The 14,360-nt window shown below is 42.2% G+C and carries 16 protein-coding genes; 14 read left to right on the forward strand and 2 right to left on the reverse strand.

What is annotated here, in order from left to right; genetic code table 11:
• Positions 1-159 precede the first annotated feature (159 nt).
• The 10 genes from safA to yajC all read left to right on the forward strand — a co-directional run bounded on the left by safA (position 160) and on the right by yajC (position 9,100).
• Entirely contained in the window at positions 160-2,097 is a 1,938-nt protein-coding gene (gene safA, locus FCL54_RS02845; protein ID WP_138122930.1) for a SafA/ExsA family spore coat assembly protein, read from the forward strand.
• Positions 2,069-3,088, forward strand: a complete 1,020-nt coding sequence (locus FCL54_RS02850) for a phosphotransferase (RefSeq protein ID WP_171016646.1) — start codon at positions 2,069-2,071, stop codon at positions 3,086-3,088. Before safA ends, FCL54_RS02850 begins: the two co-directional genes overlap by 29 nt.
• 54 nt (positions 3,089-3,142) lie before the next feature.
• Positions 3,143-3,769, forward strand: coding sequence for a YhcN/YlaJ family sporulation lipoprotein (locus FCL54_RS02855; protein WP_138122934.1), 627 nt, complete (start codon positions 3,143-3,145; stop codon positions 3,767-3,769).
• 133 nt (positions 3,770-3,902) lie between these two features.
• A complete protein-coding gene (locus FCL54_RS02860; protein ID WP_171016647.1) occupies positions 3,903-4,469 on the forward strand; it encodes a BofC C-terminal domain-containing protein in 567 nt (188 codons plus the stop codon).
• A 214-nt stretch (positions 4,470-4,683) separates the two neighbouring features.
• Complete coding sequence (ruvA, locus tag FCL54_RS02865; protein ID WP_138122938.1) at positions 4,684-5,283, forward strand: Holliday junction branch migration protein RuvA; 600 nt, start codon at positions 4,684-4,686, stop codon at positions 5,281-5,283.
• A gap of 13 nt (positions 5,284-5,296) precedes the next feature.
• On the forward strand, positions 5,297-6,295 hold the full coding sequence (gene ruvB / locus FCL54_RS02870; protein WP_138122940.1) for a Holliday junction branch migration DNA helicase RuvB: 999 nt from the start codon (positions 5,297-5,299) through the stop codon (positions 6,293-6,295).
• Position 6,296: 1 nt separating this feature from the next.
• Positions 6,297-6,494: a DUF2905 domain-containing protein gene (locus FCL54_RS02875; protein WP_138122942.1), complete on the forward strand. Its 198-nt coding sequence runs from the start codon at positions 6,297-6,299 to the stop codon at positions 6,492-6,494.
• 67 nt (positions 6,495-6,561) lie between these two features.
• A complete protein-coding gene (queA, locus tag FCL54_RS02880) occupies positions 6,562-7,608 on the forward strand; it encodes a tRNA preQ1(34) S-adenosylmethionine ribosyltransferase-isomerase QueA (protein ID WP_138122944.1) in 1,047 nt (348 codons plus the stop codon).
• Positions 7,605-8,744 (forward strand): tRNA guanosine(34) transglycosylase Tgt, encoded by a 1,140-nt coding sequence (tgt, locus tag FCL54_RS02885; protein WP_138122946.1) that lies wholly within the window; start codon positions 7,605-7,607, stop codon positions 8,742-8,744. Before queA ends, tgt begins: the two co-directional genes overlap by 4 nt.
• Before the next feature lie 95 nt (positions 8,745-8,839).
• Positions 8,840-9,100 (forward strand): preprotein translocase subunit YajC, encoded by a 261-nt coding sequence (yajC, locus tag FCL54_RS02890; protein WP_138122948.1) that lies wholly within the window; start codon positions 8,840-8,842, stop codon positions 9,098-9,100.
• Positions 9,101-9,154: 54 nt separating this feature from the next.
• On the opposite strand, the gene FCL54_RS02895 is transcribed toward yajC, so the two are convergent.
• A complete protein-coding gene (locus FCL54_RS02895; protein ID WP_246055108.1) occupies positions 9,155-9,532 on the reverse strand; it encodes a TIGR04086 family membrane protein in 378 nt (125 codons plus the stop codon).
• A 129-nt stretch (positions 9,533-9,661) separates the two neighbouring features.
• Here FCL54_RS02895 and FCL54_RS02900 point away from each other — a divergent pair, with 129 nt between their 5' ends.
• Positions 9,662-10,951, forward strand: coding sequence for an ArsB/NhaD family transporter (locus FCL54_RS02900; RefSeq protein ID WP_138122950.1), 1,290 nt, complete (start codon positions 9,662-9,664; stop codon positions 10,949-10,951).
• Positions 10,952-11,093: 142 nt separating this feature from the next.
• Positions 11,094-11,756, forward strand: coding sequence for a DUF421 domain-containing protein (locus tag FCL54_RS02905; RefSeq protein ID WP_138122952.1), 663 nt, complete (start codon positions 11,094-11,096; stop codon positions 11,754-11,756).
• Between the two features lie 55 nt (positions 11,757-11,811).
• Here the strand turns inward: FCL54_RS02905 and spoVB are convergent, their stop codons facing one another.
• Positions 11,812-13,362 (reverse strand): stage V sporulation protein B, encoded by a 1,551-nt coding sequence (spoVB, locus tag FCL54_RS02910; protein ID WP_138122954.1) that lies wholly within the window; start codon positions 13,360-13,362, stop codon positions 11,812-11,814.
• A 210-nt stretch (positions 13,363-13,572) separates the two neighbouring features.
• Between spoVB and FCL54_RS02915 the strand changes: the two genes are divergently transcribed.
• Positions 13,573-14,058, forward strand: a complete 486-nt coding sequence (locus FCL54_RS02915; protein ID WP_246055109.1) for a COG2426 family protein — start codon at positions 13,573-13,575, stop codon at positions 14,056-14,058.
• A 28-nt stretch (positions 14,059-14,086) separates the two neighbouring features.
• Complete coding sequence (locus FCL54_RS02920; protein WP_246055110.1) at positions 14,087-14,356, forward strand: post-transcriptional regulator; 270 nt, start codon at positions 14,087-14,089, stop codon at positions 14,354-14,356.
• Positions 14,357-14,360 lie beyond the last annotated feature (4 nt).

Raw genomic sequence — 14,360 nt, forward strand, 5'->3', positions numbered from 1 at the left:
CTTTTTTAGATAATCCAAAACGGCTTTATAAAGGTAATAACTCCCTGCTTCCGTGCATAAATTTTCCTTGAGTACGTCTTGCAAAAAAATGAAAAGGTAGCAATCTGCCCAATTAGACATATAATGTACTGAATTTTGTACAGGAGGGAGTTTTTCAGCTTGAAAATTCATGTTGTTCAAAAGGGAGATACGCTCTGGAAGATCTCAAAGAAATATGGAGTAGATTTTGAAAAGCTAAAAGCTATGAATACCCAGTTAAGCGATCCGGATTTGATTATGCCAGGAATGAAAATTAAAATTCCTTCAGAAGGAGTTCCGGTCAAGAAAAAGGAAATGCCTTTCAAAAAAGAAGCTCCGATTAAAAAAGAGGCACCTATTAAAAAAGAAGCACCAATCAAAAAAGAGATGCCTATGAAAGAAGAAGTTAAGGCAAAGGTGAAGATAAAGACAGAAATGAAGCAAAAAGAGGTATTACCTAAAGCGATGCCTGAAAAAAAGGTAGCGCCGAAGGCAGTAAAGCCAAAGGCAGTAAAGCCAAAAGCGATAATTGAGAAAAAAGTTGCACCGAAGGCCGAGAAGCCGGTGGCGCCAAAAGCGGCAGAAAAGCCGTTTGCTCCGTTAAAGGAAAAAGAGATTGCAAGCGAATATCAAGAAGCGGGCCCGATGAATGTACCGAACATGCCGAACATTGGCATGCCCAATTATGTAATGCCTGCCCAAAAGGAACCTAACTATATGCCGAATGTCGTGTCGCCGATGATGCAAAATAATTATGCAAACAAATCGATGATGCCTCAAGTGATGGGGGAAATGGAAGATTCCAGTGATCTATATGGCCCACCTTCTTATCCCCAGGCGATGGCGGGTTATGGAAAAGACGGTTACCCGGGAGCAGTAGCAGGAGCGCAGTCCCCTTATTATGGAGGTAAGGATGGCTTTCCAGGAGCAGTAGCTGGCGCCCAAATGCCGAATTATGGAATGCCGAATTATCCAGGAGAGGTAGCGGGAGCACAGATGCCGAATTACGGAATGCCCAATTATCCAGGAGAGGTAGCAGGAGCCATGGAAGCACCTGCAGGAAAAGATATGGTAGCTGGAGCGAACTATGGAATGCCGAATTATCCTGGTGCAGTAGCGGGAGCACAGATGCCGAATTATGGAATGCCGAATTATCCTGGTGCAGTAGCGGGAGCACAGATGCCGAATTATGGAATGCCCAATTATCCAGGAGAGGTAGCAGGAGCCATGGAGGCACCTGCAGGAAAAGATATGGTAGCTGGAGCGAACTATGGAATGCCGAATTATCCTGGTACAGTAGCGGGAGCACAGATGCCGAATTATGGAATGCCAGGTTATCCAGGAGCAGTAGCTGGAGCCCAATCACCATACTATGGCGGAAAAGATGGCTATCCTGGAGCTGTTGCAGGAATGATGGAATCACCGGAATCACTTGATTCTTCTTCGTATTATGGAGGGAAGGACGGTTATCCAGGCGCAGTAGCAGGAGCGCAGATGCCAAACTATGGAATGCCGAACTATCCGGGAGCAGTAGCAGGAGCACAGATGCCAAACTATGGAATGCCGAACTATCCGGGAGCAGTAGCAGGAGCGCAGATGCCAAATTACGGGATGCCGAACTATCCAGGCGCAGTAGCAGGAGCGCAGATGCCAAATTACGGGATGCCGAACTATCCGGGAGCAGTAGCAGGAGCGCAGATGCCAAATTACGGGATGCCGGAATATCCAGAAGCAGTAGCGGGGGCGCAATCCCCGTATTACGGCGGAAAGGATGGTTATCCAGAAGCATTAGCAGGAGCGCAGTATCCATACTATGGCGGAAAAGACGGGTATCGGGAAGCAGTCCCTGAAGTCCAAATGGCGAGTTATCAAATGGCCGAACCACAATACGGCATGCAGAATATGCAAGGTTATCCAGATATGGGAAGATACTATTACCAATCAGGAGATTGCGGCTGCGGTGGTAATGCTGTTTATTATTCAGCCCCTCAAGGTTATTATCCAACTTATCCAAATAACTATGCTCCGCAAATGTATGAGGAAACGGAACTTGAAAGCGATTATGCGGAGTCTCGATAATAAAGAATTGGAAAGAGGCGATTCGAACCAATTGGATCGTCTCTTTTTCCAGTATATTCAGGAAACAGGTTTAATTATAGACTCCTGCCATGTTCTGAAGAAAAATGTTGTTAAACTTCAAACGGAACAGGGTCCAAAAGTGTTGAAAGGATTTAAAAATAAGGAAAAATTACATGGCCAGTTGTTGTTGGGTTCGATTCTTGATGATCGAAATGAAAAAGTGGCTGCAAGCTTTGAACCTTTTCCTACAAAAGAATGGTTCTTTCATTATGATGGACTTTATTGGGCTTGCATGCCTGTTGAAGAAGGGACGCCTCTGGATTTTTCAAAAAGGGCAGATCGGCTATTGGGGCTCAGGCAAATAGCAAAATTTCACAAGGAGACAGGGAATTTAACGAAAGATGTGGCACCATTAAAGCTGTTTCAATTGAACGAAAAATGGCTTCGAAGGTATAACCGCTTCCAGCTCTCGTTAAACCAGGCACCCATCCAAAAAGAATTTGTTCCTCTGGCCAGTTCTGTCCAGAGGTGGGGAGAGTGGATCCTTGAAAGAATAAATAGGAAATTTCTGCAGCATTTGGAAGTGGAAGCACTGAACAACAGAAGCTTAATCCACGGAGATGTTGCGCACCATAATTTTTTGCGAAATAAGTTTGAAACTGTTTTGATCGACTTTGACCTTATTGCCTATGCACCGTTAGAATATGATTACTTGCAGTATATTAATCGCATTATGCCGTTTTTAAAATGGGATTTACAAGAAGTAAGGGACATACCGATCCCTGGATTAAAACATTGCCTGCAAAATCCTGACTTATATTTACTGCTAGCATTTCCAACTGACTTTTTTCGGGAATGGCTTTTTTTAATGCGGACAAATGAACAGAAATTGAACAACTATTTAGCATATGCAAGGCAAAAATTTCAAGAGAGGGAAAGGTTTTTCATTCAGGTCCAGAAAGCTTATTACAAGCGCATTACCTACAACTAACAGTTTAAATAAAACCTCCTGGCACATCATAAAGATGAAAGGAGGTTTTAAAAAATGAAAAAAACTTTTGCTGTATTATCAACTGCGTTAATTGCCAGCGGACTTGTTGGCTGTGGTGCAAATAATTACGACACGATGGACAGATATAATAACAATACCAGGCCAATCGGTTATTATTCCAACTACAATGATAATGGTGATTACCGTGAGGGCCCTATCACTGATATGGTGGACCGCAATGAAAAGAATGGTGCGAACAAGCCAGATATGGCTCAAGTTGACCGCCGAAACGGTTTAAACGGCCCTGGATATATGAGGAATGATAGAGATTATTCCATGTATGATAACACGCTATCCAAGAGGTTGGCAGATCGCATTGAAAAGCTTAACAATGTTGAAGATGCCCGCGTTATCGTTTATGGCGATCAAATAATGGTCGGTGTTGATACTAACGACTCTAACCAGGCCGAAGTTGAAAAAGATGTACGCAGAGAAGTCGGCAAAGTTACAAAACAGAAAAACCTGACTGTCTCCACTGATAAGGACATATTTGGACGTATGGATAAAGTTGATAACCGCCTTCGTAACGGAGATGGATTCAACGAGGTTCAGGGAGATGTAAACGCGATTCTTACTGACATTGCTGATATTGCAAAGCGCCCATTCCAAAACAATAGATAACCGTTCAAACTGGAGAACAGGCTTAAAGCCTGTTCTCCTTTCCTTTAACCGCCTTTCCAGCCATTTTGGATAAAAATCCCCTTTTATGGCGAAACTATCCATATAAATGGTCACGGTTGGAAGAGGTGAAATTATGTCAAAAAACAAAAAACAAGTCATGTTCTTTTTATGGACGGTAGGTTTGATGGGAGCGCTTTTGTTTTATATGGTGCAGCACGACCGCAGTGCAGAGGCGGAGCGACAGTCCGAAGCCAGTATCAATGAAGAAGTTTCAAAAGAGGTTTTTGAAGTTACAGGACCAAAGACAATTGATGTAGTATTAAAAACGGAATATATTGATGGGACAGTGGAACAAGAAGTCATATCTGAAACTATTTGGTCAATGGAAGACTTTTGGGCAGAATATAGCGATTGGCAATTGGTCGAACAGGATAAGGATAAAATGGTTTTTTACAAAAAAAGCAGGGACTTATCACCTGTATTAAAGGCTAATGGCTATTTTGGCGTAACAGAAAACGATGTATTATCTATCTTTGAAGGAAAACCGGAAGAAGAAAATGTGATCCAAACCTTCTTTCAAATAGACGTGGGAAAACTGGAGAGCAATTTAGAAAAACAAATAAAAATTGGCATCCCAATTCAATCAAGCGACCATTATGAAGAAGTGATGGCTTCTTTTCAAAAAGTAAAAATAAAATAACCATTTTATGCCGCCAATTCATTTGGCGGTTTTTTTGTACGGAAAAAATCAACATTTTTTGTCTGTTACAAAGAGAGCTGTGAAAGGATAAGGATGGTTTTTTAGAAAGACTATGGTAAAATGAAACATAGAAATACATGTTCGCATGTATGCAATACAAAAAAAGTATTTTTCATTAGCAAAGCAAAGTTGTCTTTAAGGAGCGGGAAGAGGTTTGATTGAGTTTGTAGTTGGCGAAATTGATTATATAGATACTGAATATATTGTAGTGGAATGCAACGGAATCGGATACCAGATTTACTGCGGGAACCCCTTTGAATACAGCAGGAGCAAGGGAACTTTAAAAGTCTTTACATATCAGCATGTTAGGGAAGACTTAATTGCACTGTACGGCTTTAAAAGCCGAGAAGAAAAAGCCCTGTTTACAAAACTGCTCAACGTGTCAGGGATTGGGCCTAAGGGTGCGCTTGCCATTCTCGCAAGCGGCGAGCACAAGCAGGTTGTATCGGCGATCGAAATGGAAGATGAAAAATTTCTTACAAAGTTTCCTGGTGTCGGGAAAAAAACAGCGAGGCAAATTATATTGGATTTAAAAGGAAAGTTAAAAGGGTTCGTTGGTCTGGACCAGACTGGCCTGTCTGCCGTTGAAGAGGAAGAAGAACAAGTTAGAGAATTAGATGAAGCGATTGAGGCACTTAAAGCACTAGGATACTCAGAAAGAGAAATAAACAAAGTTGTACCAGGACTCAGAGAAGAAAACCTTACAACAGATCAATATATTAAAAAAGCCCTTCAACGCTTATTACAGCAATAAGGGGAGAGTTTAATTGGAAGAGAGATTAATTTCGAGTGAATCTATCGGGGAAGAAGAAACTGCCGAGTATAGCTTAAGACCGCAATCCTTAAGTCAATATATTGGACAAACAAAAGTAAAGGAAAATTTAAGTATCTTTATCGAAGCGGCAAAGATGAGAAAAGAACCACTGGATCATGTTCTGCTTTACGGGCCACCCGGGCTTGGAAAAACCACTCTTTCTGCTATTATCGCAAATGAGATGGGGGTTAATTTAAGAACAACATCCGGTCCGGCGATTGAGCGTCCGGGGGACCTTGCTGCGATTTTGACCGCTCTTGAGCCTGGAGATGTTCTTTTCATCGATGAAATCCATCGATTGCATCGAAGTGTCGAAGAAGTTCTTTATCCGGCAATGGAGGATTTTTGTCTGGATATTGTCATCGGCAAAGGGGAAACGGCTAGATCTGTAAGGCTTGATCTGCCGCCGTTTACCCTCGTGGGTGCAACTACCAGGGCAGGAGCCCTTTCAGCGCCGTTACGCGACCGTTTTGGCGTGATGAGCAGGCTAGAATATTATAATGAACATGAGCTTGCGTTTATCGTCAAAAGGGCTTCGGAAATTTTGAATGTTGAAATGGAAGACAGTGCTTCGGTTGAACTGGCGAAGCGATCCAGAGGAACACCACGTATCGCAAACCGCCTGCTAAAGCGGGTCAGAGACTTCGCTCAAGTGCAGGGAGACGGGATCATCACACATATTCTTGCCGATAAAGCGTTAAAAATGCTGCAGGTTGACAGTCGGGGCCTGGATCATATCGACCATAAACTCCTTCTTGCCATCATAGAAAAGTTCAGGGGAGGACCGGTTGGACTTGATACTATTGCGGCAACCATCGGAGAGGAAAGGCATACGATCGAGGATGTGTATGAGCCTTATTTATTGCAAATTGGTTTTATTCAGAGGACGCCAAGGGGAAGAATAGTGACTGGTGAGGTTTACAGCTACTTTCAGTTGGAGGTGCCGGAATAACGTGGGGTTCTCAAAGGTTTTTATAACGATAGGAATCATCTTTTTAGCTATCGGGCTCCTATGGCAATTTATCGGAAAACTGCCAGGGGATATTGTAGTTAAAAAAGGAAATACTACTTTTTATTTTCCAATTGTAACATCGATTGTTGTCAGTATCGTTCTTTCCATTATTTTTTATATCATCGGAAGGTTTCGGTAGTAGATGTAATACTTTTCTCAAACACTAAGATGAACAGAGACTGAAAAAGAGAATTAGGTGAGTAAAGATGGAAGTTAATTTATTTGATTTTGATTTACCAGAGGAACTTATTGCGCAGACGCCTCTTCTAGACCGGGCAAGTTCTCGCTTAATGGTACTGGATCCGGAAAACGGCGAGGTGATGCATGAGAAGTTTTCCTCTATTATCGATTATTTAAAGCCAGGAGACTGCCTTGTATTAAACGATACAAAAGTTTTACCAGCAAGGCTGTTCGGCGTAAAAGAAGAGACTGGCGCAAAAGTGGAAGTTTTGCTTCTAAAACAAATCGAGGGAGATCGCTGGGAAACACTTTTAAAGCCTGCAAAACGTGTAAAGGACGGTACCATGCTTTCTTTCGGGGACGGAGTGCTGAAAGCGAAGTGTGTAAAGGAAATGGACCATGGCGGAAGAGAGTTAGAGTTTATTTATGATGGCGTTTTTTATGAAGTCCTTGAGCAATTAGGGGAAATGCCGTTGCCCCCGTATATTACAGAGACACTGGATGATCAGGATCGCTATCAGACGGTGTTTGCTAAAAACAGAGGGTCTGCGGCAGCACCTACTGCCGGCCTGCATTTTACAGAAGAACTATTGCAGAAGATCGAAGAAAAAGGGGTTCATATTGCGTTTATCACCCTTCATGTTGGACTTGGAACATTTCGTCCTGTATCCGTTGACAAGATTGAAGAGCATGTGATGCATGGAGAATTTTATCAACTTACAAAAGGAACCGCCGAACTTCTTAACAAAGTAAAAGAAGGTGGAGGCAGGATTGTATCAGTGGGCACAACTTCAACACGGACCCTTGAAACCGTAGCTTCAAAAAACAATGGGGAGTTTGAAGAAGCGTCCGGCTGGACTGATATTTTTATTTTCCCGGGATATGAATTCAAAGCAATAGACGGTTTGATCACTAACTTTCACTTGCCAAAATCAACCCTGTTAATGCTGGTAAGCGCTCTTGCTGGACGGGAGAATATATTAAATGCATATCACCAGGCAGTTGAGGAACGGTATCGCTTTTTTAGCTTTGGTGATGCGATGCTGATTTTAGAAGGGAGTTCGACTCGATGACGGCAATTCGATATGAACATATAAAGACTTGTAAACAGAGCGGCGCCCGGTTAGGAAAGCTGCATACGCCTCATGGTGTTGTGGAGACACCAATGTTCATGCCTGTTGGAACGCTTGCTACGGTTAAGACAATGAGCCCCGATGAATTAAAAGAAATGGGTGCGGGTGTTATTTTAAGTAACACCTACCACCTCTGGCTGCGGCCCGGTCACGATATTGTGAAAGAAGCTGGCGGCCTGCACAAATTTATGAATTGGGATGGGCCGATTTTAACAGATTCCGGAGGCTTTCAAGTGTTTAGTTTAAGTGACTTGAGGGAGATTTCGGAAGAAGGAGTACGCTTTCGCAACCATTTGAGCGGTGAAAAGCTATTCTTGTCTCCTGAAGGGGCAATGGAAATACAAAATGCCCTTGGTTCTGACATTATGATGGCTTTTGATGAGTGTCCGCCATATCCGGCTGAGTATGATTACATGAAAAGTTCTGTAGAAAGGACAAGCCGCTGGGCAGAAAGGTGCCTGAAAGCCCATCAGCGTCCGGAAGACCAGGGTCTCTTCGGCATTGTTCAGGGCGGAGAATATGAAGACCTTCGGAAGCAAAGTGCAAGGGACCTCGTCTCTTTAGATTTTCCGGGTTATGCAGTAGGCGGTCTTTCTGTTGGAGAGCCAAAAGATGTTATGAACAAAGTCTTAGAGTTCACCACTCCTCACCTGCCTGAAAATAAACCAAGATACTTGATGGGAGTAGGTTCGCCTGACTCTTTGATCGATGGGGCGATTCGTGGAATCGATATGTTTGATTGCGTGCTGCCGACCAGAATAGCACGGAATGGGACGCTGATGACGAGCAATGGAAGGCTTGTTGTAAGAAACGCAAAGTATGCGAGGGATTTCGGTCCGCTTGATGAAAACTGTGATTGCTACACTTGCAGGAATTATTCCCGAGCCTATATTCGCCATCTCGTAAAGAGCAACGAGACATTTGGTTTTCGATTAACTACTTACCATAATCTTTATTTTTTGTTAAACTTGATGAAGCAAGTTAGAGAAGCCATCATGGATGACAGATTACTGGACTTCCGTGAAGAATTTTTTGAAAGATACGGCTTTAATAAACCTAACGCAAAAAATTTCTAAGTACGCCAGAGGGAAAATACATAAGCGGTTTTTTTGTTTTTTATCCCGCGGTGTTCGCCGAAAGGCATTAGATTCTAAGGAAGGGGTGAATTCATTTGGATTTAGCAGCAAATATTTTGCCTTTGCTTCTAATGTTCGCTATTTTTTATTTCTTGTTGATCCGTCCACAGCAAAAGCGCCAGAAAAAGACAAGAGAAATGCAGTCGAACTTGCAAAAAGGCGATAAAGTGGTAACGATCGGCGGCATTCATGGAACGATTGACGTTATTGAGGAAGCAACTGTTGTGATTCGTTCTACTGACGGAAGCAAATTAACCTTTGACCGCGCAGCAATTCGAGATGTAACTACACAATAAGCAAAAAAAAGGGCGATTCCATTTAATGGGATCGTCCTTTTTCCTTTTATGCAATTACCGTGAACTTCGAAGATTTACGCCTATTATGCCACCAAGAATCGCAGATAGCAGATAGCCTCCGTGGTACATTATCTGCTGAGCATTAAATGTCATGCGATAGCCGAGGAATTGAATGAGAAACACTAGCAAGATGTATAAGAGCGCGGTGCCTCCTCCAACCATCCACCCCTTTTCGCCCTTTTTCCCTCCGGAAATAAAACCTCCCATAAAAAATGCAAGAACTGTTGCTGCCATTACTACCATGCCTACAGAATCTTCCGTAAGCGAAGAGAAGCGAAGAATTAAAGACAATACAAAGCTGACAGCAAAAACAATAATAACAATGGAAAGTAAGCCATAACCCATTGCAGTCAACATATTCCTTGTTTCCAACTGTATCTCCCCTTCCGATTAAAGTGTTATTACATTTTATTCGAATGTGGACAAATTAGAAGCAAAATCATTAAAGGACAGGTCGTGTCATAGGATTATAAAAAGGAACAACGGAAGGAGAACTCTGCATTGGAAACGATTGTAACAGCCTCTATTTTTGTATTTAGTTATATAGGCATTATCACAGAGAAAATCAATCGAGCTCTGGTTGCCTGTGCAGGCGGATTGCTTATGCTTTTGTTGGGGATCATCGACTTGAATAACATTTTCATAAAGCATATTGACTGGCATACCATATCGCTTTTGTTTTCAATGATGGTTTTAGTTTCCATAACGAGTCAGAACGGGATATTTGAATATATAGCGATTAAGGTTGCACAGCGTGTGGAAGGAAAACCGATCCCGCTCTTATTCATGATGGCTACGTTAACTGCTGCAGGTTCTGCGCTGCTGGATAATGTTACAACCGTTTTGCTTCTTGTGCCGATAATTCTAACATTAACAAGGATCTTGCAAGTACCGAGTGTTCCCTTTCTTGTCTCGACTATTTTGTTTTCTAACATTGGGGGAACAGCTACTTTAATCGGAGACCCTCCAAATATAATGATTGGCCAGGCTGTTGGCCATCTGGGATTCAACGACTTTTTATTCCACCTTGGTCCGGTCGTATTACTAATATTTGGCTCGATTATGGGTGGATTGTTATTATTTTATCGGAAAAAGCTTCATGTAACGGAACAATACAGACTCGAACTTCTTTCTATAAGAGCTAACACTTACTTGAAAAAAGGTCCCCTGTTATATAAGTCTCTGGCAGTTCTGGGAATGACTATTCTTGGCTTTTTGCTTCATCCGCTATTTCATGTCGAGATAACAAGCATTGCGATGGCCGGTGCACTGTTATTGTTGTTGATCACGCATGACGAGCATGAAACAGAAGAAGTATTTAAATCCGTGGAGTGGATAACGCTTTTCTTTTTTATTGGCCTATTCATGCTAATTGGAGGGCTGAAGGATGTCGGAATCATCGATGAGATAGCCCGTGGCATTCTGTATTATACTGAAGGTGACTTGCCAAAGACAGCGATCGTTATATTATGGGGATCTGGCATTTTCTCAGGATTTCTGGATAATATTCCTTTTGTAGCCGCGATGATTCCAGTGATAACCGAGTTTCAGGATTACGGTATGACAAATCTTGATCCATTATGGTGGTCCCTGGCGCTCGGCTCATGTCTTGGAGGAAATGCCACGTTAATCGGGGCTTCCGCTAATGTAGTTGTTGCCGGGCTTGCCTTAAAGGATAAACAACAGGTTAGTTTTCTGGAGTTTTTAAAGGTTGGTGTTCCGGTTGTGTTTGTTTCTCTTATAATCTCCACTATTTACATTTATTTTAGATATTTATTGCCATATTATTAAGCAGGCATATGGGTCTGCTTTTTGTTTTGCAAAAATAGTTAATAAAACAAGTACTTATGATTATTTTCCAATACATTCCCTTATTGTTTGGTTGTTTCAGGGTCAAACTAACAACAATGAACCTGAAAAGGAGGGGACGAGATTGGAATTTCTCACGATTATACTTAGAACAGTTGTCCTTTATTATGCCATAATCGTTATATTTCGATTGATGGGCAAAAGAGAAATCGGCCAATTGAGCATCCTTGACTTTGTGGTTTCCATCATGATTGCTGAACTTGCAGTACTTTCGATTGAAGATCCGAAAACACCGATGGTCAATACGCTTGTTCCGATGGGAATACTCGTACTGATCCAAATAGCGATGGCTTTTATTTCTTTAAAGAGCGAAAAAATGAGGGAGTTAATCGATGGAAAGCCTTCGGTGTTAATTGACAGAGGGAAAATCGATGAAGAGGAAATGAAGAAGCAAAGATATAACTTTGATGACTTATTGGCACAACTGCGGCAAAAAGATGTGGCGAGTGTTTCAGATGTTGAATTTGCAATTCTGGAGCCATCGGGAGATTTATCAGTTATAAAAAAAGAAAAAAATAATAAAGAAATAAAGGCAGAGGAACTTTTACCTCTTCCACTTATATTAGATGGGAAAGTCCAGGAGGAACATTTAAAAAAAATCAATAAGACTTCGCTATGGTTAAGGCAAGAACTGAAAAAATTGGGCCACAGGGACATCAAGCGAATCTCATTTTGTTCACTCCATCGAAACGGTACATTTTTTATCGATTTAAAAAACGAAAAATAAAAGGGTGATCAAGGCTCCGAAGGTGGAGAAACTGGATCAACCCTTTTTAATGTGTTTAAAAAAGTGAACCGAAAAATGGAATTCTTCTTAAATCATCCCGTCTTATCAAGTTTAACAAAAGGAGCACTATAACATAGACAAGGCAGGAGAGACTGATGGCTAGAACAGTGCCAGGCAAAATATTGCCGACCCCGATGAACTTTCCGTAAAAGTAGTGGGCTGCAAAAGCCCCAAGCAGAATTCCGGTTACTCCTTTTGTGAAATCTTTTATGACAATCGTAAATCCGATCGCTTTTGCAAGGGTCGCAAAGTGAAGCAGTGTTACTAGTACGATTCCGGTAACGATGGCTAATGCTACTCCCATTATGCCTAGCTCGGGCCGGGTGGCGAGAACGAAGATTAAAGCGATCTTTGCCACAGCTCCGATCAAACTGTTTATCATGGCAGCCTTTGCGAGATCTAAAGCTTGCAGGGCTGCAGCAAGCGGGCCCTGAAAGTAATAAAAGAAGAAAAATGGAGCCATGACTTTTACATAAATGGCAACAGAAGGAGCATCATACATAAGATCCATTAACGGAACAGCAAAGATGTAAGTAATAATAACAGAAATTCCTCCTGAGACCATCGAAAGGCGCATTGCTTCGCTCAGCCGATGCTGAATAAGCTTATACTGTTTCTGGGCATGCGCTTCACTTATTGCCGGTACAAGTGATACCTGCAGGGAGTAGGTAATAAATGTCGGCAAGAATAAAAGCGGGATAGCGAGTCCTGAAAGACTACCGTACTGTCTTGTAGCCACCTCTGTGGCAACACCAGCGATGAGCAGGCTCTGGGCTACAACGATAGGCTCAAAGAAATAAGAAACCGAGCCAATGAGCTGGCTTCCTGTTGTCGGAAGAGAAATGCTCATCAAATCTTTCAAGGTACCGTTTCCGTCCTTCAAGTAGCTCCAAAATCCTTTGCGTATCCGTATTCTCTTCTTAAGCTTAAACATCGAAAACATGTACAACAAGGAAGCAAGCTCCCCCATGATAACAGACAACATTGCCCCGGCGGCCGCAAATTCCACTCCATAAGGCAAAAACATTTTAGTTAACAGAGCAACAAGGCAAATTCTCACAAATTGTTCAATAACCTGTGAATATGCCGAGGGGCGCATGTTTTGCAGTCCCTGAAAGTACCCTCTTAGAATAGAAGACAACGCAACGATAGGTACGACAGGGGTAATGGCGATCAGCGGGTAAAAAGTTCTGCCATCGGTGAAGAATTTCTGTGATAAAATAGGAGCAGCCAGAACCATTGCAGTGGTGAAAATAATGCTGAGAAGGCCAGTTATCGCCAGTGAAACAACTAAGATTCTTTTGATCTTTTTCCGATCGCCTTTTGCGTCTGCTTCTGCTACCATTTTTGAAATCGCAACCGGCAGTCCCATTCGAGTCAGGGTTATCGTAAGAATTAGCGTCGGTACTGCCATCATATATAATCCGACGCCTTCTTCTCCCATGACTCTTGCCATTACAATCCGGTTGATGAACCCGAGAATTTTTGTGATCAACCCTGCAATGATTAAGACAAGTGTCCCTCTTAAAAAGGTTTGCTTTGACATATAGACCCTACTTTCTATGAAAGTACAAAAAAACAGTCTTGCTCAAAAAACGGTAGCCATTTTTAGTGTTGTAAGATAGTATTAATTTGGATTCCAGTTTTTTAGGAAGCCGTTCCTTTGTATGCCAACCGGCGACCGAAGGATTTTCTTTTACCATCATGTATATGCTTGATAGGGGACAAAGCATGACAAGGATATAGGAGTGTTTTAATGAAAGAACAAATAAGAGACTTTTTAGTGGAGAACTTAAGCTTTCTTCCGCCGGAATTAATTGTGGTAATTGTGTCTGCAATGCCGATCTTAGAGCTCAGGGGAGGTATTCCAGTAGCATACACCTTTGGATTTGGTTTTACCGAGTCATTTTTGTTAAGCATTATTGGGAATGCCCTGCCGATTGTGCCGTTACTGTTATTGTTTAAGCCTGTCAGCAACTGGCTGATGCGCTTTACCTGGTACAAAAAGCTTTATGACTGGCTTCACCACCGCACAGTGAAAAAAAGCGGAAATGTCGAGAAATATGGTGCTCTCGGATTAATCCTGTTCACAGCAGTACCCCTGCCGACAACTGGGGCTTACAGTGCCTGTGTGGCGGCGGCGATTTTTGGAATTCGGTTTCAATATGCATTCTTTGCAATTCTTACTGGTGTGGTCGTAGCTGGTCTGGGTGTAGGGATAGCGATGTATTCTATTTTCTAAATTCATATTATTGGAAGGGGCCTTTATGATGGTAGAACAATGGAAAGACACGGTATGGCCGGCGTTAGAAAGCAAAAAGGATGAGTTTCATTTACTGGGTTATGACCGCGCAACAACAGAAGAAATCTGGAAGTGCATCACAGCACGTTTGAAACGGAATAAAGACGAATTGCAGCTTCATCAGTTTGTTAACCAAATAATGAGGTTGTCTGCAAACGAATATATGAACTGGTTGACCATCAGTGCTTACCAGGGACCAGACTGGTTCAGTGAAAATGAAATTTTGGACTTGAAATAAATCC

It is taken from the genome of Exobacillus caeni (genome assembly GCF_005747095.1).
GTDB classification, from domain to species: Bacteria; Bacillota; Bacilli; order Bacillales; family Guptibacillaceae; genus Exobacillus; species Exobacillus caeni.